This window comes from Pseudomonas sp. PS01270 (assembly GCF_029959775.1).
Classification (GTDB): Bacteria; Pseudomonadota; Gammaproteobacteria; order Pseudomonadales; family Pseudomonadaceae; genus Aquipseudomonas; species Aquipseudomonas atacamensis.
In genome coordinates this window covers 14,279-34,033 of sequence record NZ_JASCPT010000062.1, presented here as the reverse complement: position 1 = coordinate 34,033, position 19,755 = coordinate 14,279, and the positions used below count along the sequence as shown (strand labels likewise).

The 19,755-nt window shown below is 60.0% G+C and carries 20 protein-coding genes; 2 read left to right on the top strand and 18 right to left on the bottom strand.

What is annotated here, in order from left to right:
* Positions 1-80 precede the first annotated feature (80 nt).
* From thiO to QMX86_RS17280, 7 genes are read right to left on the bottom strand one after another with little or no spacing between them, the layout of a single operon-like run.
* Positions 81-1,181, bottom strand: coding sequence for a glycine oxidase ThiO (thiO, locus tag QMX86_RS17310; RefSeq protein WP_282384806.1), 1,101 nt, complete (start codon positions 1,179-1,181; stop codon positions 81-83).
* A gap of 56 nt (positions 1,182-1,237) precedes the next feature.
* Positions 1,238-1,639: a type IV pilin protein gene (locus QMX86_RS17305; RefSeq protein WP_122750953.1), complete on the bottom strand. Its 402-nt coding sequence runs from the start codon at positions 1,637-1,639 to the stop codon at positions 1,238-1,240.
* 15 nt (positions 1,640-1,654) lie between these two features.
* Positions 1,655-4,744 carry a PilC/PilY family type IV pilus protein gene (locus QMX86_RS17300; RefSeq protein WP_282384807.1) on the bottom strand — a complete coding sequence of 1,030 codons (3,090 nt, stop codon included), beginning with the start codon at positions 4,742-4,744 and terminating at the stop codon, positions 1,655-1,657.
* Positions 4,731-5,210 (bottom strand): PilX N-terminal domain-containing pilus assembly protein, encoded by a 480-nt coding sequence (locus QMX86_RS17295; RefSeq protein WP_282384808.1) that lies wholly within the window; start codon positions 5,208-5,210, stop codon positions 4,731-4,733. Before QMX86_RS17295 ends, QMX86_RS17300 begins: the two co-directional genes overlap by 14 nt.
* Positions 5,211-5,220: 10 nt before the next feature.
* A complete protein-coding gene (locus QMX86_RS17290; RefSeq protein ID WP_282384810.1) occupies positions 5,221-5,934 on the bottom strand; it encodes a prepilin-type N-terminal cleavage/methylation domain-containing protein in 714 nt (237 codons plus the stop codon).
* Positions 5,931-6,380, bottom strand: a complete 450-nt coding sequence (gene pilV, locus QMX86_RS17285) for a type IV pilus modification protein PilV (protein WP_282384811.1) — start codon at positions 6,378-6,380, stop codon at positions 5,931-5,933. Before pilV ends, QMX86_RS17290 begins: the two co-directional genes overlap by 4 nt.
* Positions 6,377-6,850: a GspH/FimT family pseudopilin gene (locus tag QMX86_RS17280; protein ID WP_041477800.1), complete on the bottom strand. Its 474-nt coding sequence runs from the start codon at positions 6,848-6,850 to the stop codon at positions 6,377-6,379. The genes pilV and QMX86_RS17280 overlap by 4 nt, the downstream gene beginning before the upstream one ends.
* Before the next feature lie 130 nt (positions 6,851-6,980).
* Here QMX86_RS17280 and QMX86_RS17275 point away from each other — a divergent pair, with 130 nt between their 5' ends.
* Complete coding sequence (locus tag QMX86_RS17275) at positions 6,981-7,550, top strand: GspH/FimT family protein (protein ID WP_282384812.1); 570 nt, start codon at positions 6,981-6,983, stop codon at positions 7,548-7,550.
* Here QMX86_RS17275 and ispH read toward each other — a convergent pair.
* From ispH to murJ, 6 genes are all read right to left on the bottom strand, one after another.
* Positions 7,507-8,451: a 4-hydroxy-3-methylbut-2-enyl diphosphate reductase gene (gene ispH / locus QMX86_RS17270; RefSeq protein WP_016773129.1), complete on the bottom strand. Its 945-nt coding sequence runs from the start codon at positions 8,449-8,451 to the stop codon at positions 7,507-7,509. The two genes, QMX86_RS17275 and ispH, sit on opposite strands and share 44 nt — an antisense overlap.
* Positions 8,452-8,657: 206 nt before the next feature.
* Positions 8,658-9,110: an FKBP-type peptidyl-prolyl cis-trans isomerase gene (gene fkpB / locus QMX86_RS17265; RefSeq protein ID WP_016773128.1), complete on the bottom strand. Its 453-nt coding sequence runs from the start codon at positions 9,108-9,110 to the stop codon at positions 8,658-8,660.
* A complete protein-coding gene (gene lspA / locus QMX86_RS17260) occupies positions 9,103-9,615 on the bottom strand; it encodes a signal peptidase II (RefSeq protein ID WP_024014359.1) in 513 nt (170 codons plus the stop codon). The genes fkpB and lspA overlap by 8 nt, the downstream gene beginning before the upstream one ends.
* The gene (gene ileS, locus QMX86_RS17255) at positions 9,608-12,439 is read right to left on the bottom strand and encodes an isoleucine--tRNA ligase (protein ID WP_282384813.1); all 2,832 of its coding nucleotides are present in this window, start codon (positions 12,437-12,439) and stop codon (positions 9,608-9,610) included. The genes lspA and ileS overlap by 8 nt, the downstream gene beginning before the upstream one ends.
* A 13-nt stretch (positions 12,440-12,452) precedes the next feature.
* Entirely contained in the window at positions 12,453-13,391 is a 939-nt protein-coding gene (gene ribF, locus QMX86_RS17250) for a bifunctional riboflavin kinase/FAD synthetase (RefSeq protein ID WP_016773125.1), read from the bottom strand.
* Between the two features lie 129 nt (positions 13,392-13,520).
* On the bottom strand, positions 13,521-15,059 hold the full coding sequence (murJ, locus tag QMX86_RS17245) for a murein biosynthesis integral membrane protein MurJ (protein ID WP_282384814.1): 1,539 nt from the start codon (positions 15,057-15,059) through the stop codon (positions 13,521-13,523).
* A 252-nt stretch (positions 15,060-15,311) separates the two neighbouring features.
* Here murJ and rpsT point away from each other — a divergent pair, with 252 nt between their 5' ends.
* Complete coding sequence (gene rpsT, locus QMX86_RS17240; RefSeq protein ID WP_003228351.1) at positions 15,312-15,584, top strand: 30S ribosomal protein S20; 273 nt, start codon at positions 15,312-15,314, stop codon at positions 15,582-15,584.
* Positions 15,585-15,768: 184 nt separating this feature from the next.
* Here the strand turns inward: rpsT and QMX86_RS17235 are convergent, their stop codons facing one another.
* From QMX86_RS17235 to rplU, 5 genes are all read right to left on the bottom strand, one after another.
* Entirely contained in the window at positions 15,769-16,236 is a 468-nt protein-coding gene (locus tag QMX86_RS17235; protein WP_039761698.1) for a CreA family protein, read from the bottom strand.
* Between the two features lie 10 nt (positions 16,237-16,246).
* Complete coding sequence (gene proB, locus QMX86_RS17230; RefSeq protein ID WP_039761700.1) at positions 16,247-17,365, bottom strand: glutamate 5-kinase; 1,119 nt, start codon at positions 17,363-17,365, stop codon at positions 16,247-16,249.
* 137 nt (positions 17,366-17,502) lie between these two features.
* Positions 17,503-18,726 carry an Obg family GTPase CgtA gene (cgtA, locus tag QMX86_RS17225; RefSeq protein WP_016773122.1) on the bottom strand — a complete coding sequence of 408 codons (1,224 nt, stop codon included), beginning with the start codon at positions 18,724-18,726 and terminating at the stop codon, positions 17,503-17,505.
* Between the two features lie 193 nt (positions 18,727-18,919).
* Positions 18,920-19,177, bottom strand: a complete 258-nt coding sequence (rpmA, locus tag QMX86_RS17220) for a 50S ribosomal protein L27 (RefSeq protein ID WP_016773121.1) — start codon at positions 19,175-19,177, stop codon at positions 18,920-18,922.
* A gap of 35 nt (positions 19,178-19,212) precedes the next feature.
* The gene (gene rplU, locus QMX86_RS17215; protein ID WP_007924746.1) at positions 19,213-19,524 is read right to left on the bottom strand and encodes a 50S ribosomal protein L21; all 312 of its coding nucleotides are present in this window, start codon (positions 19,522-19,524) and stop codon (positions 19,213-19,215) included.
* Positions 19,525-19,755 lie beyond the last annotated feature (231 nt).

The following is a 19,755-nucleotide window of genomic DNA, read 5'->3' as shown; positions in this document are numbered from 1 at the left end:
GAGCAGGCTCGCTCCCACATTTGGAATAAGTATTCCTGTGGGAGCGAGCCTGCTCGCGAAGGCGGTCTACCCGCCTCTGACTAAATCCGGCCCTCAGGCGCATACGGCGCTGGATCAATAATCGGCGCCCGCCCCAGCATCACGTCAGCAAATAGCTGACACGATGCCGGCGCCAGCACCAGCCCGTTGCGGTAATGCCCGCAGTTCAGCCACAACCCCTCGAACCCCGGCACCCGGCCAATAAACGGAATGCCCTCCGGCGACCCCGGCCGCAGCCCCGCCCAGTGCCCGACCACTTCGGCATCCGCCAGCGCTGGTAACAACTCGATCGCCGAGGCCTTGAGGCTTTCCAGCGCTAAATCGGTCGGGGTCTTGTCGTAACCTTCGTGCTCCAGCGTGCTGCCAATCAGAATGTGACCGTCGCGACGCGGGATCGCATAACGCCCCTTGGCCAGCACCATGCTCGGCAGGAAATCAGCCGCGCACTTATAGAGAATCATCTGGCCTTTGACCGGCTCGACCGGCAGCGACAGGTTCAGCGTCTTGAGCAGATCACCGCTCCACGCCCCCGCTGTCAGCACAATCTGATCGCCGTTGATCACGCCCGTCGGAGTCTGCACGCCGACCACGCGCTCGCCCTCGCGGACGAAGCCACTGACTTCGCATTGCTCGTGAATCGTCACGTTCGGCAGCGCCAGCAGCGCGGCTTTCAGCGATTTGACCAGCCGTGGATTGCGCACGTTGGCGACATCGGCCATGTAGATCGCTCGGCTGAAACCGCTGCCGAGCACCGGCACCGCGTCATGCGCCGCCGAGATATCCACAGCCCGCAGCGGCCGGTTTTCCCGCTCGGCCCAGGCCAGGGCTGCGGTTTCATCGTCCAGATCCAGCCAATACAGGCCAGTGGTGTGCACCTCAGGATCAACCCCCGTGTCAGCAAACAAGCGCTGGCCGAGCTGTGGATAAAAGTCCTGCGACCAATGCGCCAGCGCGGTGACTGCCGGACTGTAGCGCCATGGGTATAACGGCGAGACGATGCCGCCGCCAGCCCAGGACGATTCCTGGCCGACATTCGAGCGATCCAGCAGCACCACGCTGCGCACTTCGGAGGCGAGATTGTAGGCAGTGAGCAGGCCAATCACCCCGCCGCCGACAATCACCACTTGCTGTTGCCTGGTCATGTTTGATCCAACCGTAAAAAGACAGTGGGCGCAAAAGGCGCCCGAAAAAGAATGCGTCAGCGGCCCCAGCAATCCTTGGCGGTCACTCCGGTGGTCGCGTTGTTCATGCTTCGCACGCCAGTGTTGGTCAGGGTGAAATCCCCGCACTTGTCGGTGGCCATGGCCGAGCCGGTTTTACGCGTCGCGGTCAGCACAAAGGTCTGGTCGGTCAGCGTCGGGGTGATGGTGTAGAAATCATTCCCCGTGCTCAGCCCGGTGACGCCGGTGTAGACATTGTTGCGGGTATAGAAGCGTTCGAGGGTCTGCGCCTGCTCCGAGAGCAGCGAGACCACTTCGGCGCGACGGCCCTTCTTCACGTATTCGTTGTAGCTGGGGATGCTGATGGTGAGGATGATCCCGATAATCGCGATGACGATCATGATCTCGATCAGGGTAAAACCTCGGCTGGTTCTGCGCATGCCTCAAATTCTCGCTTACTGGATTTGTCGCCACATGATACGACGGCTGCCGCCGCCACCTTTCTCCACAATGACCGTGACCGCGCCGCTGGTGTCAGTCGTGCCCTTGCGCTCGCCGTTAGCCGAGATGAAGTTCAGGGTCGGAATGCCGCCGGTAAAAATCACGCCGCTGGATATCGTATCGTTGCTGTCGACCAAACGGTCGCCGGTGGTGTCGATCACGGCGTAGTTGAGCATCTTACCGTTGAACGCATCGAGTTCGACCAACCTGCCCGTACCAAAGCTCGAACAAGGGTCAGTGGTATCGACGCTGGCAGTGGTGAAAACAACTCGCCCCAACACAAGACTGGCCTGATTGATCACGCGTTCACCGGTCAGCACGTTGTTATACACCAGCGGCAGATACCAGCCTTTCTCTGCCGGATAGGTCGTTTCATTCTGGCTGGTGGTCAGGAACTGCCCGGTACTGCCGGAGAACGAACCGGTAATCGCCTGCGCCTGCAAGCTGCTGACGGTGATTTGTCCGGTCCCACCTTCTGCATCCCAGATTGAATAGAACGCCTGCAGATCCTTGTTGGTCTTGTCGGCAGTTTCGTTGAACTTGCCGGTGCCGAAAAACACCTGCTTGCCGCCCTGTGGGTTGTCCGCCAGCAGCGGTTGCGCAGTGATCGGCTGCGTTGCCCCACCCGGGGCGGTGAACAGAGGTTTGCCGGCAAACGCCACGGCCCAGCTTTCTGCCCCGGGTGCGCTCAAGTCGAATTTCCACATACGCCCCTTCAGGTCACCAGCGTAGGCAGCCTGCACCACGTTCGAGGAATTGACCCTGAGTTTTACCGAAGACAGACCGTTAGTGGTTTCCGTGCTGTCGATGACGATTTTCCTGATCAGCGAACCATCCATTGCATCCAGTACGTACAAAGCCGCAACCCCCGAATTGCTGCCGTAACCATTGGCGATGAATGTCGCCCAGCGACCATTGGCCAAGCGTGCCACTTCCGGACGCGCGTAGGCGTAACCCAGATCATTGAAAGCATTCGCCGTGTTGGCCGTGGCCGGCGCACTGACTTCCCACAGTGCCCTGATGACATTGCCCGCCGAGGCATCGAACAGTTGCAGCCCATAGAAGGTTTTGCCACCGGCCCCCGTTCCGCCAATGGCCAGCGTTCTCCAGGCGGTGCCGGCCTGCGCATCGAACACTCCGACCTGACCGTCCACGAGAAACTTGTGGCTGACGCCGTTGACGTAATTGGTATCCGCAATCAGCCGCAACGAAGGCAGCACGCTGGATGGCATGTAGGCATAACGGCGGGTGCCGTTCGCCGAATTGATCACATTGACGAAACCGTCGTTGGCGTTCACTACCAGACTGGTATTCATGTTCGCAGCCTTGGTGGTCAGGTAGTTGGTGTAACTGCTGTCACCCGTCAAGTCGGATGCGGTCTTGTCCGAAGGCGACGCGAGTACCAGCGGCGAATTGATGATGTCGCCCAGCAGCGCAGTGCGCACTTTGAGCCCGGCCCTGTTGGTCCCTTTGCTCCACTCCACCAGATCATTACCGTTGATTCCGGAGGGCAACCCCTGATTCAGCGTAGTCTGCTGCGCCGGGGAAAAGTTGAGGAGTGCCAGCGCAATGGGCGTGTTGCTCAAGGTGTTCCATGACTGGAAAGTCGGCGCTGTAGCAGAGGGCACGATGGTGGTATCGGTCGACCATTGCGCCGCCGAGGTATTTACCGTGCCGGTCGAGGTAAAGCCGAACGACCTGATCGTGCCGCGCCAATCCTTGGGATCGTAGGTTGTCTGGTAAAAACTGCTGCCACTGGTCAACGTACTGCTGCTGGCAACGCCGGCACCACCGGAGCCGGCCTTGGAAGTGATATCGCTGAGTGCCGACGATAACGCCGCATTGAGCCCGGAGCTGTCGGTCGCCTGGTAATACCTGCCCTGCCCGTAACTGGCGGCGTCGGACAACATATCGTTATCCGCCGCGAAACCCACGGTGTAGGTGTTCATGTTCTGCCGGGGAAAATCCACCGCGTTCCAGCTCTTGCCGGCGGCGTCGGTGCCGGTCGAGCGCATGTCGATGTCGAAGGCGAATTTGGCAATGTCATCCAGATAGAGTGTGTCGCCCTCACCGTCACCGTTGAGGTTGTCGCCATCGTTATTCACGCCATCCCAGTTCGGTAAGCGACTGCCTCCCAGCGGATCGTTGGTCGGGAAGGTACGGTCATAGGTCGGCAAGCCATCGGTAATCACCACGCCGTAGTTTTTCTGGCAGCGGTATTGAATCGGACTGGTATAGGTCGCCGGTGTGCCGTTGTAGTAAGGCGCCAAGCCACGCATGTAGCGCGTGACTTCGTAATAGCTCTCGGCCAATGGCGTGTTGGCCACGGCGTTCAAGCCGTTGATCGATGAGATCAGCGCGTTGTAGTTGGTGTCTGCCTGGGCCTGGGTGACGCTGCCCGCGACGGGTGACAAATCGGTGATCGAGCGAGCGATGAAACCGCCGTTGCCCGGGTTGTTGCTGGTCGCCGGATTGAATGTCGACAGGCCCATGCGCAAGGTGCGGTTGCTGCTCACCAGTGCGGTGGAAACGTTGCGCGCCACGTTCATCCGGTAATCGTTGGGAATCGCCCCCGTGGTGAAGTCGCGGGTGCCGTTGCTGTTGGCGAGGCTGACTATGTAGGAAATGTAATCGGCGGAATACCGAGTGTTCTCGTTGCCTACGGGGTCGGGGAGCTTGAGGCACAACGGCGCCACGCTGTTGTTGTAGAACGCGTAGGCGCCTCCCGAGCAGCCGGAGGTTGGCAGGCTCGATAGAAACACCGTGTCGCCAGTAATCTGCGGTGCATTGAGTGCAGAGCACAAGCCGAGGAAGGCATTGCACTGCCGGGCGGGAGTGCGGTTGACGTTCGGGTCGAATCCGGCGGCGTAGATGATGCTGTTCATACTCCCCGAGTCATCGATCAGCAGCATCACGTTGGGCGCCACCGCAGCCGCGCTCAGCAATGGCGAATCGGAAGGCGTGAAAGCCCAGGCCGGTGCCGCCAGGTAGAAACTCAGGAGCATACCGATCAGCAACGACAGGCCGCGCTCAATACTTCGCATAGACACTCTCCACCACGCTACGCGAATTGCCGGCGATGCCGACCGCAGTCACTCGATACAACGTCGCCGAAGTGTTACTCGGTACGTTCACCGCAGTCAGGGTCGTGCCGATGTTCTGCACGCCATAAAAGCCATTACCGGCAGCGATCCAGGTCACCCCGGAGGTCGAATTGAATCCTGCCGAGCTGACCGATGACGATTCCGCCGGCGGCAGACATTGGCTCGTGCCGCTGCACACCGCCAACGAGTAACTGTCCAGTTGCACTGTGCTTTCGCCGACACGCAATGCCGCTTCGGCCGCCTGAAATGATTGATTGCGCAGGCTTACGCTGCCGGCCATTTTCTCTTGCAGGTTGGCGCTCTGCATCGAGGACAAACCTATCAATGTGAGCAACAGCAGAAACACCAGACTGACCAACAAGACCATGCCGCGCTGTGCCTGACGTTGTTGCAAGGAAATCCTCATCGCCGCCCCCTCATGGCAAGCGGTTGCGCAATGCCGCAACCACGTTGAAGGTTTGATTGCGCACCCGATTGTTCGGGTCGGTGAGGGTCAGGCTCAGGCGCACGCTGCGGATGCGCGCGGGATCGCCAGGGTTGCTGCTGTAGGTTGAGGCTGCGACGTCGGTCGCCGAACTGGCCAGACCGAATGTGACGTTGAAGGCGCTGACGTTGTTCACCAGCACTTGCTGCGCCGGATTGCCGCTGCCAGTGCCCATGAGGATCTGGTTATTGCTGAAACTGTAGATCAGGCGCCGGATCGGGAACGCGATCTGGCCCGAGGTCGGGTTGCGCAATCCGCTGTAGGCGACTGCACTGTTGCGGCAGTCGGAAATCACCGTCCAGGTCGGCGTTCCCCCGCCGCTGCCGACATCGGCGGTGACCAGGGTCAGCTTGAGACTGGCGTTATCCCAGTTGATCGGGATGAGTTGCGCAGTGTTGAAATCCCCTGCTGAGCTGGAGTCGACGATGGTGCCGAGGCAGCCGAACATGCCGACCATGCGGATTTCCTGAATCATTTTGCTGAGAACGAAGCGCGCGTCTTCCTGCATCGCTGCGGCGCTGTTCTGACTGACGTAGGTGTTTTTTGCGGCGATGAAAATCTGTACCACGCCGAGCACGACGATCAGCCCCAAAGCCAGGGCAATCAGGAACTCGATCAGGCCGAAACCACGGCTGGCACGCTTCATGGTGTGGCCACCGGATCGACCGCCGCACGGCTGCTCAGGACGAAACTGCGCTGGGCACTGGCAGCGTTGGCCGCGCGCGCGTCGCTCCAGGTAATGGTGATGGTGTAGACCCGCTGGTTGAGGGTGATGCTGCCCGTCGCGGTCGGGCCGCCGAAGTTGGCGATGTTGGTGGTGAAGTCGTAGAGGTCCTGGTCCCGCGCATTACTGAGATTGCCCGAGGTCGGTGGCGCAACGGTGTAGTTGGCGCCGGAATTGGCGCGGATGCGATCCATCATGTCATAGGCGATGAAGCTGGCCTGACTGGTCATCCGCGAACTGTCGGTGTACTTCAGCGCATTGAGCTGCACCGCCGCTGCGCCCAACAGCCCGACGGTGAGAATCAGCAGCGCGACCAGCACTTCGATCAGCGTCATGCCCTCCTGTGCGTTTTTGCTCCCTGCCCTCATCCGCAATTTCCACCCAGTTGAATGCGTCCGTTCAAACACACGTTCAGCGTCCTGCTTTGCGTGCCCAGCGTGTAACCGATGACCACCGCCGTCGACGGTGCCGCCAGACCGCCGAGGTTGTTGAAATCCAGTGCGGTCACTCCTGAGGGTAGCGTCAGAGTCGCGCCACTGCTCATTGCTGGAACAACCCGCAACACATTGGCCGGATTGCCAGTACTGTCGTAGACCGCCAGTTCACCGGTCCATACACTGCCGCCGGCGGTCGGACGCAGACGCGTGGTCACGCCGCGATTGATTGCCTCGAGGCGAGCGAAATTGATCGCCCGCTGCAAGTCGCCGACTTCGGTATCCGCCTTGCTGCTCTGGATCGTACGGGTAAAGGCCGGCACCGCCAGCGTGATCAGTATCAGGAACACCGCAATGGCGACCAGCAACTCGACCAGCGTGAAACCTTTTGTACGAAGATCCATCGGTGCCCTCCGTTGCCGTCGGCTATACCTGCTTTTACACGCTAGAACATTCGCTCGGCACGCGCCGACTGATTTGCCCTGCGCGGCGCACGGATTGCGCTGCTCATACCATTCCACGGAGGGATTTTTCATGCCGCAACACGGTTTCAGCCTGATTGAACTGCTTATGGGACTGGCGATTGGCGCAATTGTTCTGCTGCTGGTCAGCCCGGCGTTCGCCGCGCTCAAGCAAGCGACTCAACGCGACCACGCGGCGCAGTCGCTGCTCGAAGGCATCCGCCACGCTCGCACACTGGCGATCACGCACAATCAGAGCGTGGTGATCCATGGCATCGACGGTGACTGGAGTCAGGGATGGCGGATCATTCTGGATAGAAGCGGCAAGGGGCCGGAGGACAGCAGCAATCCGCTGCTGGTTGAACGCGCCAGTGAGGCGAAAGTGCCGATTGTCGGCAACTGGTGGGTGAGCCGCTATGTGCGGTTCAGTCATCTGGGGCAGCCACTGATGCCGGGGCGGCGATTTCAGGCGGGGACGATACACATCTGCTCGCCGCGCGAACCGGTCAGCCAGCGGCAGATCGTGCTGGCGGCGACCGGTCGCGTGCGCCTGAGCAGTCAGGAGACCGAACAGGCGCTGTGCGACAAAGGCAGAAGCGTCAGATCGAACGGACGCGCAGCTCTTTCGGCATCGAGAACGTGATGTTCTCCTCACGGCCAGCCAGCTCGTCGGCACCGGTCGCGCCCCAGGCCTGCAATTGCTGGATCACGCCCCGGACCAGCACTTCCGGTGCCGAGGCGCCAGCGGTAATGCCAATGCGCTCGACGCCGTCGAACCAGCTCTGTTGCAGATCCTCGGCACCGTCGATCAGGTACGCCGGAGTCGCCATGCGCTCAGCCAATTCGCGCAGACGGTTGGAGTTGGAACTGTTCGGGCTGCCGACCACCAGCACCACGTCGCACTCGTCGGCCAGTTGCTTGACGGCGTCCTGGCGGTTTTGTGTGGCGTAGCAGATATCGTCCTTGCGCGGGCCACCAATCGCCGGGAAGCGCGTGCGCAGGGCATCGATAACGCGGCTGGTGTCGTCCATCGACAAGGTTGTCTGGGTGACGAAAGCGAGTCTTTCCGGATCGCGCACCTGCAGTGCGGCCACGTCCTTTTCGTCTTCAACGAGGTAGATCGCGCCGCCATTGCTGGCGTCGTACTGGCCCATGGTGCCTTCGACTTCCGGGTGACCGGCGTGGCCAATCAGGATGCACTCGCGACCGTCGCGGCTGTATTTGGCGACTTCGATGTGCACCTTGGTCACCAGCGGGCAGGTTGCATCGAAGACTTTCAGGCCACGACCTGCAGCTTCGTTGCGTACGGCTTGGGAAACACCGTGGGCGCTGAAGATGACGATGACGTCATCGGGTACCTGATCGAGCTCTTCGACGAAAATCGCGCCACGGCTGCGCAGGTCTTCGACGACGAACTTGTTGTGCACAACTTCGTGACGCACATAGATCGGCGGCCCGAAGACTTCCAGGGCGCGGTTGACGATTTCGATCGCCCGGTCCACACCGGCGCAGAAGCCACGGGGGTTGGCGAGTTTGATTTGCATGCTGTGCCTCGTGTCTTGCGCGCGAAAACAATGGAAAACAGACTGTGGAGACCTGCTTGTTGTGGCGAGGGGATTCATCCCCGCTCGGCTGCGTAGCAGTCGTAGACTATCAACGGACTTATCTCAGAATCCGTTGACTGGTCTGGGGGCGCTTCGCACCCCAGCGGGGATAAATCCCCTCGCCACAGAAGCTCACTCCTGCATTTTTAGATCGCTTTGACGGAAATGATTTCCACGTCAAAGGTCAGCGTCTTGCCCGCCAGCGGGTGGTTGAAGTCGACGGTCACTTGCGTGTCGTCGAATTCCTTCACCACACCTGGCAATTCAGTATTGGCCGCATCGTTGAAGATCACCAGCAGACCCGGCGACAACTCCATGTCGGTGAACTGCGAACGCGGGATGGTCTGCACGTTCTGCGGGTTCGGCTGACCAAAAGCGTTTTCCGGCTCGACGGTCAGGGTGCGCTTGTCGCCGGCCTTGAAGCCGAACAGTGCGGCTTCGAAACCCGGCAGCAGGTTGCCATCGCCGACCTTGAACGTCGCCGGGGCCTTGTCGAAGGTACTGTCGACGGTGTCACCGTTTTCCAGGCGCAAAGCAAAGTGCAGGGTGACTTCGGTGTTCTGGCCGATGCGTTGCTCAGTCGATAGCGGTTCAGTCATGAGCAGCCTCTTCGGTTTTCTTCGATTTGAACATGTCCAGTGCCAGCATGATCGCGCCAACGGTGATCGCGCTGTCGGCAATGTTGAACGCCGGGAAATACCAGCGGTTCTGCCAGTGCACCAGAATGAAGTCGATCACATGGCCCAGGGCAATGCGGTCATACAGGTTGCCCAGCGCGCCACCCAGCACCAACGCCAGGGCGACGGCCAGCCAGGTGTCGTTGCGACCCAGACGCTTGAGCCAGACCACCAGCACGGCACTGACCACAATCGCGATCAGGGCAAACAGCCAGCGCTGCCAGCCGGAGCTGTCGGCGAGGAAGCTGAAAGCAGCGCCAGTGTTGTAGGCCAGGGTCCAGCTGAACAGATCGGGAATGATCACGATCTGCTGGAACATTTCGAGCTTGGCTTCGAAGTAGAACTTGCTGGCCTGGTCAATGACCAGAACCAGCAAGCTCAACCACAGCCAGCTCAGCCGTCCGAAACGGCCAATGGCATCAGGCATAGTGACGAACCTCGCCAGCACCGCTGATGTTGTCGACGCAACGCCCGCAGATTTCCGGATGCTCCGGGTTCACGCCGACGTCTTCGCGGCAATGCCAGCAACGTGCGCATTTCGGGAACGCCGATTTGACGATCTTCAGTTTCAGACCGCTGACTTCGGTGGCCACTGCATCGGCCGGAGCCTGCACGAATGGTGCAACGCTGGCAGTCGAGGTGATCAGGACAAAGCGCAGCTCGTTGCTCAGCTTGGCCAGATCGGCGCTCAGCGCCTCTTCGGCAAACAGCGTCACTTCGGCCTGCAGGTTGCCACCGACGGCTTTCGCCGCACGCTGGATTTCCATCTCTTTGTTGACCGCAACCTTCACTTCCATGATGCGATCCCAGTAGGTGCGACCCAGCTCGAAGCCTTCCGGCAGCTCGGTCAGGCCTTCGTACCAGGTGTTGAGCATGACCGACTCGTTACGCTCGCCCGGCAGGTATTGCCACAGTTCGTCAGCAGTGAAGGCGAGGATCGGCGCGATCCAGCGCACCAGCGCTTCAGAGATGTGGAACAGCGCAGTCTGGCACGAGCGCCGGGCCTTGCTGTCGGCACCGGTGGTGTACTGGCGGTCCTTGATGATGTCGAGGTAGAAACCACCCAGCTCCTGCACGCAGAAGTTGTGGATCTTAGAGTACACGTTCCAGAAACGGTATTCGCCGTAGTGCTCTTGCAACTCGCGTTGCAGCAGCAGCGTACGATCCACGGCCCAGCGATCCAGCGCCAGCATGTCTTCGGCCGGCAACAGGTCGGTGGCCGGGTTGAAACCGGTCAGGTTGGAAAGCAGGAAGCGCGCGGTGTTACGGATACGACGGTAGGCATCCGCGCTGCGCTGCAGGATCTGCTCGGACACCGCCATTTCGCCGGAGTAGTCGGTCGAAGCGACCCAAAGACGCATGATGTCGGCGCCCAGGGTGTCGTTGACCTTCTGCGGCGCGATCACGTTGCCCAGCGATTTGGACATCTTGCGGCCGGACTCGTCGACGGTGAAGCCGTGCGTCAGCAGCTCGCGATATGGCGCGTGGTTGTCGATGGCGCAACCGGTCAGCAACGAGGAGTGGAACCAGCCACGGTGCTGGTCGGAACCTTCCAGGTAGAGGTCGGCACGCGGGCCGCTCTCGTGGCCCATCGGGTGCGAACCGCGCAGAACGTGCCAGTGCGTGGTGCCCGAGTCGAACCAGACGTCGAGGGTGTCGCTGATCTTGTCGTACCGCGGCGCTTCATCACCGAGCAGTTCGGCAGCGTCGAGTTTGAACCAGGCTTCGATGCCTTCGACTTCAACGCGTTTGGCGACTTCCTCCATCAGCTCGACGGTACGCGGGTGCAGCTCGCCGCTTTCCTTGTTGAGGAAGAACGGGATCGGCACGCCCCAGTTGCGCTGACGCGAAATGCACCAGTCCGGACGATTGGCGATCATCGAGTGCAGGCGCGCCTGGCCCCAGGCCGGAACGAACTTGGTGTCTTCGATGGCTTTGAGCGAGCGCACGCGCAGGGTGTCGCCGCTGGTTGGCTCCTTGTCCATGCCGATGAACCACTGCGCGGTGGCGCGGTAGATCAGCGGGGTCTTGTGGCGCCAGCAGTGCATGTAGCTGTGTTCGATGACGGTGGTGTGCATCAGCGCACCGACTTCGGTCAGTTTTTCTACGATGGCCGGGTTGGCCTTCCAGATGAACTGGCCGCCGAAGAATTCCAGCGACGGCACGTACACGCCGTTGCTCTGTACCGGGTTGAGGATGTCGTCGTTGACCATGCCGTATTTCTTGCAGGTCACGAAGTCGTCCACGCCGTAGGCCGGGGCGGAGTGAACTACGCCGGTGCCAGCGCCCAGTTCAACGTAGTCAGCCAGGTACACCGGCGACAGACGATCGTAGAACGGGTGACGGAAGTTGATCAGCTCCAGCTCTTTACCGGTGGTGGTGGCGATGACCGAACCTTCCACGCCATAGCGCGCCAGGCAGGCTTCGACCAGCTCTTCAGCCAGCACCAGCAGCTTGTCGCCGATATCGACCAGGGCGTAGTTGAATTCCGGGTGCACGTTCAGCGCCTGGTTGGCCGGGATGGTCCACGGGGTGGTGGTCCAGATCACGATCGCAGCAGGTTTGCTCAGCGAGGCCAGACCGAAGGCCGCAGCCAGTTTGGCTTCGTCGGCGATCGGGAACGCAACGTCGATGGTCGAGGACTTCTTGTTCTCGTACTCGACTTCCGCTTCAGCCAGAGCCGAACCGCAATCGAAGCACCAGTTCACTGGCTTGAGGCCCTTGAAGACAAAACCACCCTTGACGATTTCGGCGAGGGCGCGGATTTCACCGGCCTCGTTCTTGAAATCCATGGTCTTGTACGGGTTGGCGAAGTCGCCCAGCACGCCGAGACGGATGAACTCGGACTTCTGCCCTTCGATCTGCTCGGTGGCGTAGGCACGGCACAGCTCGCGGGTCTTATCCGCGCCGAGGTTCTTGCCGTGGGTCACTTCCACCTTGTGCTCGATCGGCAGGCCGTGGCAATCCCAGCCCGGGACATACGGCGCATCGAAACCCGACAGGGTTTTCGAGCGGATGATCATGTCCTTGAGAATCTTGTTCAGTGCGTGACCGATGTGGATCGTGCCGTTGGCGTACGGAGGGCCGTCGTGCAGGACGAACTTCGGACGATCCTTGCCAATCTCGCGCAACTTTCCGTACAGGCCAATACTGTCCCAGCGCTGCAGGATCTGCGGTTCGCGCTGTGGCAGGCCGGCCTTCATTGGGAAGGCGGTGTCCGGAAGGTTTAGCGTGGCTTTATAGTCGGTCATTTAAGGCTCTTCATTAGCGATGGGCGCTAGGTGCGGCTAGTGCACGGGCGGTGGCGACATCCGCATTGATCGCCGTTTTCAATGCCTCCAGAGAGGCGAAGCGCTGCTCTTCACGCAGCTTTTGGTGGAAAACCACCGTCAAACGCCGGTCATACAGATCGCCGGCAAAATCTAACAGATGGACCTCGAGGTGGGCTTTGCCATCCCCTTGCACCGTGGGACGCACGCCAATATTGGCGACACCGGGCCAGGTCTTGCCGTCGATATCGACATTCACCAGATAGACGCCGGTGAACGGCACGCGACGACGCTTGAGTTGAATGTTGGCAGTGGGCGTGCCCAGTTGCCGGGCCAGTTTCTGACCATGCAGCACGCGACCGGCGATGCGGTACGGACGGCCGAGCAAGCGTTCGGCCAAGGCAAAATCGGCCGCAGCCAAGGCGTTGCGCACCTGCGTGCTGCTGACGCGAATGCCGTCCAGCTCGACGGTTTGCGCCGCTTCGACGGTGAAACCGTGAACCTGCCCGGCCTGCATCAGAAAATCGAAATCGCCGAGGCGGTCGCAACCGAAACGGAAATCGTCACCGACCTCCAGATGCTGCACGCCAAGGCCATCGACCAGAATGGTATCGACGAACTCACTGGCGCTGAGCTTGCTCAGCCGCTGGTTGAACGCCAGGCACAGCACCCGGTCGACGCCTTCAGCGGCCAGCAACTGCAGCTTGTCGCGCAACCGCGCCAGACGTGCCGGTGCGGTGTCGGGAGCAAAGAACTCCCGTGGCTGCGGCTCGAAAATCACCACGCAGCTGGGTACGCCCAACTCGAGCGCACGCTCACGCAGCCGGGCCAGGATAGCCTGGTGACCACGGTGAACACCGTCAAAGTTGCCAATAGTGGCGACGCAGCCCCGATGCTGGGGGCGCAAGTTGTGGAGGCCTCGAACCAGCTGCATAACGCGCTTCTTGCTCATAAAGTGGTCGATTATAACCACACCCGACGGCCGACGACAGGCAACACCGTAACGCAAAGTGAACGAGCCGACAAAACCGCCGGCCCGTGCCTGTCGATAAAGGCTGAAACCTCAGCTCAAGGCCTTGCGATTGAAGTCGCGCAGGCGGAAACCCAGCAGCAGCAACATACCGAAATACGCCACCACGCCAGCAACCACCAGCGTGCCCAGCCGCAGGAAGCGCTCGAGCATATGCCCCTCATCCCACGCGGGCATGAAATGCATGCCCGCCAGCAACACCGCCGACATCACGGTCACCGCAACGACCAGCTTGAAGCCGAATTTGCCCCAGCCCGGTTGCGGTTGATACATCTTTTGCTTGCGCAGCTGATAGAACAGCAGCCCGGCGTTCAGGCAAGCACCGGCACTGATCGCCAAGGCAAGGCCGGCATGGGCCAGTGGGCCGATCAACGCCAGGTTGAACAACTGCGTGCAGACCAGCGTGAAAATCGCGATTTTCACCGGGGTGCGAATGTTCTGTTGCGCATAAAAGCCCGGCGCCAGCACTTTGATCACGATAATCCCGAGCAGGCCGACAGAATAGGCAATCAGCGCACGCTGGGTCATCTCGGCATCAAAGCCACTGAACTGGCCGTACTGAAACAATGAAACAGTCAGCGGTTCAGCAAGAATCCCCAGCGCCAATGCGCACGGCAGCACCAGCACAAAGCACAGGCGCAGCCCCCAATCGAGGATTCGCGAATACTCGTGACGATCCTTGCTGGCATAGGTCTTGGCCAGTGTCGGCAGCAGAATCGTGCCCAGTGCCACACCCAACACGCCCGACGGCAATTCCATCAAGCGGTCAGCGTAATACATCCACGACACTGAACCTGCGACCAGAAACGAGGCGAAGATGGTGTTGATGATCAGCGAAATCTGACTGACCGACACGCCGAGAATCGCCGGCAGCATCTGCTTCATTACCCGCCACACGCCGCTGTCGCGCAGGTTCAGGTGTGGCAGCACGAGCATGCCGATCTTTTTCAGGTGCGGCAGCTGATACAGCAACTGCGCCAGACCGCCGACCAGCACCGCCCAGCCAAGGGCCATGACCGGTGGATCGAAGTACGGCGTGAGGAACAGCGAAAACACGATCATGCTGACGTTGAGCAGAGTCGGCACGAAGGCCGGCACCGAGAAGCGGTTCCAGGTATTCAGAATCGCGCCGGCCAGCGACGACAGCGAGATCAGCAATATATAAGGAAAGGTCACCCGCAACAGATCGGAGGTGAGCTGGAATTTCTCCGGGGTATCGGTAAAACCGGGCGCTGTGGCCCAGATCACCCAAGGGGCGGCGATCATGCCCAGCGCCGTCACCACCGCCAATACCAGCGTCAGCAGGCCCGACACATAGGCAATAAAGGTGCGCGTCGCCTCTTCGCCCTGCTGGCTTTTATATTCAGCCAGAATCGGCACGAAAGCCTGGGAGAAAGCCCCTTCGGCAAAGATGCGCCGCAGCAGGTTGGGCAGTTTGAACGCAATAAAGAAGGCATCCGTGGCCATCCCGGCGCCGAATGTCCGCGCTATCAACGTGTCACGAACAAAACCCAGAATCCGGGAAAGCATCGTGATAGAGCTGACGGCGGCCAACGATTTGAGCAGATTCATTGAGAGAGTTTGTGCCTGTCGATAAACAGCAGGCGAACAATGCGCCTACTTGTGCGATACTCCGCGCCGCAACAGCACAGAGCCAAAGCTCGCGAGTTTACAGGTCAAGCGCCGGAAATAAATATCCCGCCTCTTTATACCTACCACTTAGCGGAACGATTCAAGTGCCCTTGACAAGACAAGTCTTCATCGGCATGATTCGCGGCCTATTTTGTTTGCTATTTCCTAAAAAGTCTTTCGAGGAGCTCGACGGTGGCCAACTCACCTTCCGCCAAAAAACGTGCAAAACAGGCTGAGAAGCGTCGCAGCCACAACGCCAGCCTGCGTTCCATGGTTCGTACCTACATCAAGAATGTAGTTAAGGCCATCGACGCAAAAGACGCTGAAAAAGCTCAAGCTGCATACGTTCTGGCCGTGCCAGTTATCGACCGTATGGCCGATAAAGGCATCATCCACAAGAACAAGGCTGCTCGTCATAAGAGCCGTCTGAATGGCCACGTCAAAGCGCTGAAAGAAGCCGCTTAATCGACGTAGTCATTAAAAAACCGACCTCAGGGTCGGTTTTTTATTGCCTGTGATTCAACAAGCTACAGGCAAAAAAATTTGGGAGCGAGCCTGCTCGCGAATGCGATCTGCCAGTTGATATTTCTATCGACCGACATGACCTCTTCGCGAGCAGGCTCGCTCCCACAGTTCGGATTGGTGGCGCTTATTGCTGGACCGGCACCCACGGCAGGATCGGGATGGCCGTGACCGCATTCTGCGGACTGCCCTCGATCAAGCGATCGCTGTAGACCAGGTACACCAGCGTGTTGCGCTTCTTGTCGAGGAAACGCACCACCTGCATGGTCTTGAACACCAGCGAAGTGCGCTCCTTGAACACCTCGTCGCCATCCTTCAGCTCTCCCTTGAACTTGATCGGCCCGACCTGGCGACAAGCGATCGACGCCTCAGCACGATCCTCTGCCAGACCGAGACCACCCTTCACTCCACCGGTCTTGGCGCGCGACAGGTAGCAGGTCACGCCTTCGACTTTCGGATCGTCGAACGCCTCGACCACGATCCGGTCATTCGGCCCGACAAACTTGAACACCGTCGACACCTGGCCGATTTCCTCGGCCGAGGCCAGCAATGGCATGGCCATCAGCAGACCCAACAATCCTTTCGCTACACGCATCGAATTTTCCTTAGACCAGAATCAGGTTGTCACGGTGAACCAGTTCCGGCTCCGCCATGTAACCGAGCAAACCGACAATCGCATCCGACGACTGACCGATGATTTTTTGCGCTTCCAGGGCGCTGTAATTGGCCAGACCCCGAGCGATCTCACGACCATCCGGCGCTACGCAGACGACCATCTCACCGCGACGGAAACTGCCTTGAACCAGTTTCACCCCCACCGGCAGCAGGCTTTTGTTGCCCTTGGACAACGCCGACACCGCCCCCTCATCCAGCACCAGAGTGCCACGGGTTTGCAGATGACCGGCCAGCCACTGCTTGCGCGCCGCGAGCATGCCGCGCTCCGGCGATAGCAGCGTGCCGATGCGCTCGCCCGCCTTGAGACGATCAAGCACGCGCTCAAGGCGCCCGCCGACGATGATGGTGTGCGCACCGGAACGCGCTGCCAGGCGCGCCGCGCGCAGCTTGGTCTGCATGCCGCCGCGCCCCAGCGCACCGCCGGTACCGCCGGCGACCGCATCCAGAGTCGGATCATCGGCGCGCGCTTCATAAATCAGTTGCGCATCAGGATTGTTGCGCGGATCGGCGTCGAACATGCCGTCGCGATCGGTAAGGATCACCAGCAGATCGGCCTCGACCAGATTGGCCACCAGCGCCGCCAACGTGTCGTTATCGCCGAAACGGATTTCATCGGTGACCACGGTGTCGTTTTCGTTGATCACCGGAATGACTTTCAGCTCGACCAGCGCACGCAAGGTACTGCGGGCGTTGAGGTAGCGCTTGCGGTCGGACAGGTCGTCGTGGGTCAGGAGAATCTGCGCAGTGTGCCGGCCATGCTCGGCGAAGCTCGACTCCCACGCCTGCACCAGCCCCATCTGACCGATTGCAGCGGCCGCCTGGAGCTCGTGCATGGCGCTGGGTCGTGCGGTCCAGCCCAAGCGACTCATGCCGGCCGCCACCGCCCCGGAGGACACCAGCACCAGCTCGACGCCCGCCTCATGCAGCGCCACCATCTGCTCGACCCAGACACTCATTGCCGCGCGATCCAGCCCTTTGCCGTCAGCTGTCAGCAAAGCGCTGCCGATCTTCACGACCCAACGCTGCGCACCTGTCACCTTGCTCCGCATCATCTTCAACCTTAGCTTGAGGGCAGCGCGACCTGGCACTGCCCGTGACGTTAATCGTGGCGATTGCTGACCAACGATCGATTTCCGGATACTAAAACGCCGCTCGATTGAGCGGCGTTCAAGTTTATCGCAACGGATCAGTCACGCACGTAAATGATTTCCGGACCGTCTTCGTCATCCACATCTTCTTCGTCCCAGTCATCGTCGCCGATGTCATGGACCGACTTAACGCCGCTGCGACGCAGGGCACGCTTGTCGTCCAGCGCCTGCAACTGCGCGCGAGCTTCGTCTTCGATGCGCTGATCGAGATCGGCCAGCTCTTCCTTGTATGCAGGATCTGCGGCGAGGCGATCGGCACGGTCTTCCATGTAACGCATGATGTCGTGGCACAGACGCTCGGTACCGATCTTGGCGATGGCCGAGATCACGTACACCGGACCGGTCCATTCCAGGCGATCAACGATTTCCTTGACGCGAGCATCGTGCTCTTCTTCAAGAATCTGGTCGCACTTGTTCAGCACCAGCCAGCGATCACGCTCGGCCAGCGACGGGCTGAACTTGATCAACTCGTTGACGATCACTTCAGCCGCGTCCGGAGCACTGGAATCATCCAGCGGCGCCATGTCGACGAGGTGCAGCAGCAGACGCGTACGCGCCAGGTGCTTGAGGAAGCGAATGCCCAGGCCGGCACCGTCGGAAGCGCCTTCGATCAGACCCGGAATGTCGGCAATGACGAAGCTCTTCCAACGATCGACGCTGACCACACCCAGGTTCGGCACCAGCGTGGTGAACGGGTAGTCGGCGACTTTCGGCTTGGCGGCCGAGACCGAACGGATAAAGGTACTTTTACCGGCGTTCGGCAAGCCCAGCAGACCGACGTCGGCCAGCACTTTCATTTCCAGTTTCAGGTCGCGCTGCTCGCCCGGCTTGCCTGGCGTGGTCTGACGCGGTGCACGGTTAGTACTGGATTTGAAACGGGTGTTGCCCAGACCGTGCCAGCCGCCCTGCACTACCATCAGTTTCTGACCGGCCTTGGTCAGGTCGCCGATGACTTCCTGAGTGGCAGAGTCGATCACGGTGGTGCCGACCGGCACGCGCAGGATCAGGTCTTCGCCCTTCTTGCCGGTGCAGTCGGTGCTGCCACCGTTGGAGCCACGCTCGGCATCGAAGTGACGGGTGTAACGGTAGTCGACCAGGGTGTTGAGGTTTTCGTCGGCCATCATGTAGATGGAACCGCCGTCACCGCCATCACCGCCGTTCGGGCCGCCGTTTTCAATGAATTTTTCCCGGCGGAAACTCATGGCACCGTTACCACCGTCACCGGCCTTTACGCGAATCGATACTTCATCAACAAACTTCATAACCAACGCCTCTCGCCGTACGGACGAGCCGAAAAACAATCAAGACATAAGACTCTTGCAAAAATGAGCGCAGCGACCCCAAGACACGACCTGCATCGCACGCCGACAGCCCATACAAACAGCTTTGCAAGAGACTCACCCCACAAACGAAAAAGCCCCGTCGCAAGACAGGGCTTCTCCAGCGATCTCGCGATTAAGCCGCGATTACGCTCACGTAACGACGACCGAAGGCGCCCTTTACTTCGAACTTGATCACGCCTTCGATTTTAGCGAAGAGAGTGTGATCCTTGCCCATGCCAACGCCGTAGCCAGCGTGGAATTGGGTGCCGCGCTGACGCACGATGATGTTGCCGGCCTTGATGACCTGGCCGCCATACATCTTCACGCCAAGGCGTTTGGCTTCTGAGTCGCGACCGTTACGGGTACTACCACCAGCTTTTTTGTGTGCCATGAGTTCAATTCTCCTAGTGAGGAATTAGGCTGTAATTAAGCCTGAATACCGGTGATTTTGATCTCGGTGAACCACTGGCGGTGGCCCATACGCTTCATGTGGTGCTTACGGCGACGGAACTTGATGATGCGGACTTTATCGTGACGACCTTGGGAGATCACTTCAGCCTTGACGGTTGCGCCAGCAACAACTGGTGCGCCGATGTTCACGTCGTCGCCGTTGGCGACCAGCAGAACGCGATCAAAAGTCACGGATTCGCCAGTAGCGATTTCCAGTTTTTCGATCTTCAGGTATTCACCTTCAGCGACCTTGTATTGCTTACCGCCGGTAACGATTACTGCGTACATGGTATTTCTCCGATAATCCTGCTCACCCAGCTCTTTATAAGAAGAGGTATTGGCTGGCATGGCTGCATGGGGCTGGAACGGCCCAAGTGCAATTGCGTAAGGCAGGTGCTGCCCAGGAAGTTCAGGGTGCGCGATTGTACGCAAGCAATCTGCCTCGCGCAAGTGGCCGTCCATCGCGCCTTGACAGGTCTGGACGGGGGTCCTAGCATGCCGCGCAACCCTTCTGGAGCG

What these genes read in the sequence shown, in the direction of transcription:
- pilV (WP_282384811.1), bottom strand. Translation starts at nt 6,380, where the DNA reads ATGAGGGCAGGGAGCAAAAACGCACAGGAGGGCATGACGCTGATCGAA.
- ispH (WP_016773129.1), bottom strand. Translation starts at nt 8,451, where the DNA reads ATGCAAATCAAACTCGCCAACCCCCGTGGCTTCTGCGCCGGTGTGGAC.
- QMX86_RS17235 (WP_039761698.1), bottom strand. Translation starts at nt 16,236, where the DNA reads ATGCGTGTAGCGAAAGGATTGTTGGGTCTGCTGATGGCCATGCCATTG.
- fkpB (WP_016773128.1), bottom strand. Translation starts at nt 9,110, where the DNA reads ATGACTGAACCGCTATCGACTGAGCAACGCATCGGCCAGAACACCGAA.
- ileS (WP_282384813.1), bottom strand. Translation starts at nt 12,439, where the DNA reads ATGACCGACTATAAAGCCACGCTAAACCTTCCGGACACCGCCTTCCCA.
- murJ (WP_282384814.1), bottom strand. Translation starts at nt 15,059, where the DNA reads ATGAATCTGCTCAAATCGTTGGCCGCCGTCAGCTCTATCACGATGCTT.
- QMX86_RS17300 (WP_282384807.1), bottom strand. Translation starts at nt 4,744, where the DNA reads ATGCGAAGTATTGAGCGCGGCCTGTCGTTGCTGATCGGTATGCTCCTG.
- QMX86_RS17280 (WP_041477800.1), bottom strand. Translation starts at nt 6,850, where the DNA reads ATGGATCTTCGTACAAAAGGTTTCACGCTGGTCGAGTTGCTGGTCGCC.
- thiO (WP_282384806.1), bottom strand. Translation starts at nt 1,181, where the DNA reads ATGACCAGGCAACAGCAAGTGGTGATTGTCGGCGGCGGGGTGATTGGC.
- QMX86_RS17290 (WP_282384810.1), bottom strand. Translation starts at nt 5,934, where the DNA reads ATGAAGCGTGCCAGCCGTGGTTTCGGCCTGATCGAGTTCCTGATTGCC.
- ribF (WP_016773125.1), bottom strand. Translation starts at nt 13,391, where the DNA reads ATGCAGCTGGTTCGAGGCCTCCACAACTTGCGCCCCCAGCATCGGGGC.
- QMX86_RS17305 (WP_122750953.1), bottom strand. Translation starts at nt 1,639, where the DNA reads ATGCGCAGAACCAGCCGAGGTTTTACCCTGATCGAGATCATGATCGTC.
- rplU (WP_007924746.1), bottom strand. Translation starts at nt 19,524, where the DNA reads ATGTACGCAGTAATCGTTACCGGCGGTAAGCAATACAAGGTCGCTGAA.
- QMX86_RS17295 (WP_282384808.1), bottom strand. Translation starts at nt 5,210, where the DNA reads ATGAGGATTTCCTTGCAACAACGTCAGGCACAGCGCGGCATGGTCTTG.
- cgtA (WP_016773122.1), bottom strand. Translation starts at nt 18,726, where the DNA reads ATGAAGTTTGTTGATGAAGTATCGATTCGCGTAAAGGCCGGTGACGGT.
- lspA (WP_024014359.1), bottom strand. Translation starts at nt 9,615, where the DNA reads ATGCCTGATGCCATTGGCCGTTTCGGACGGCTGAGCTGGCTGTGGTTG.
- rpmA (WP_016773121.1), bottom strand. Translation starts at nt 19,177, where the DNA reads ATGGCACACAAAAAAGCTGGTGGTAGTACCCGTAACGGTCGCGACTCA.
- QMX86_RS17275 (WP_282384812.1), top strand. Translation starts at nt 6,981, where the DNA reads ATGCCGCAACACGGTTTCAGCCTGATTGAACTGCTTATGGGACTGGCG.
- proB (WP_039761700.1), bottom strand. Translation starts at nt 17,365, where the DNA reads ATGCGGAGCAAGGTGACAGGTGCGCAGCGTTGGGTCGTGAAGATCGGC.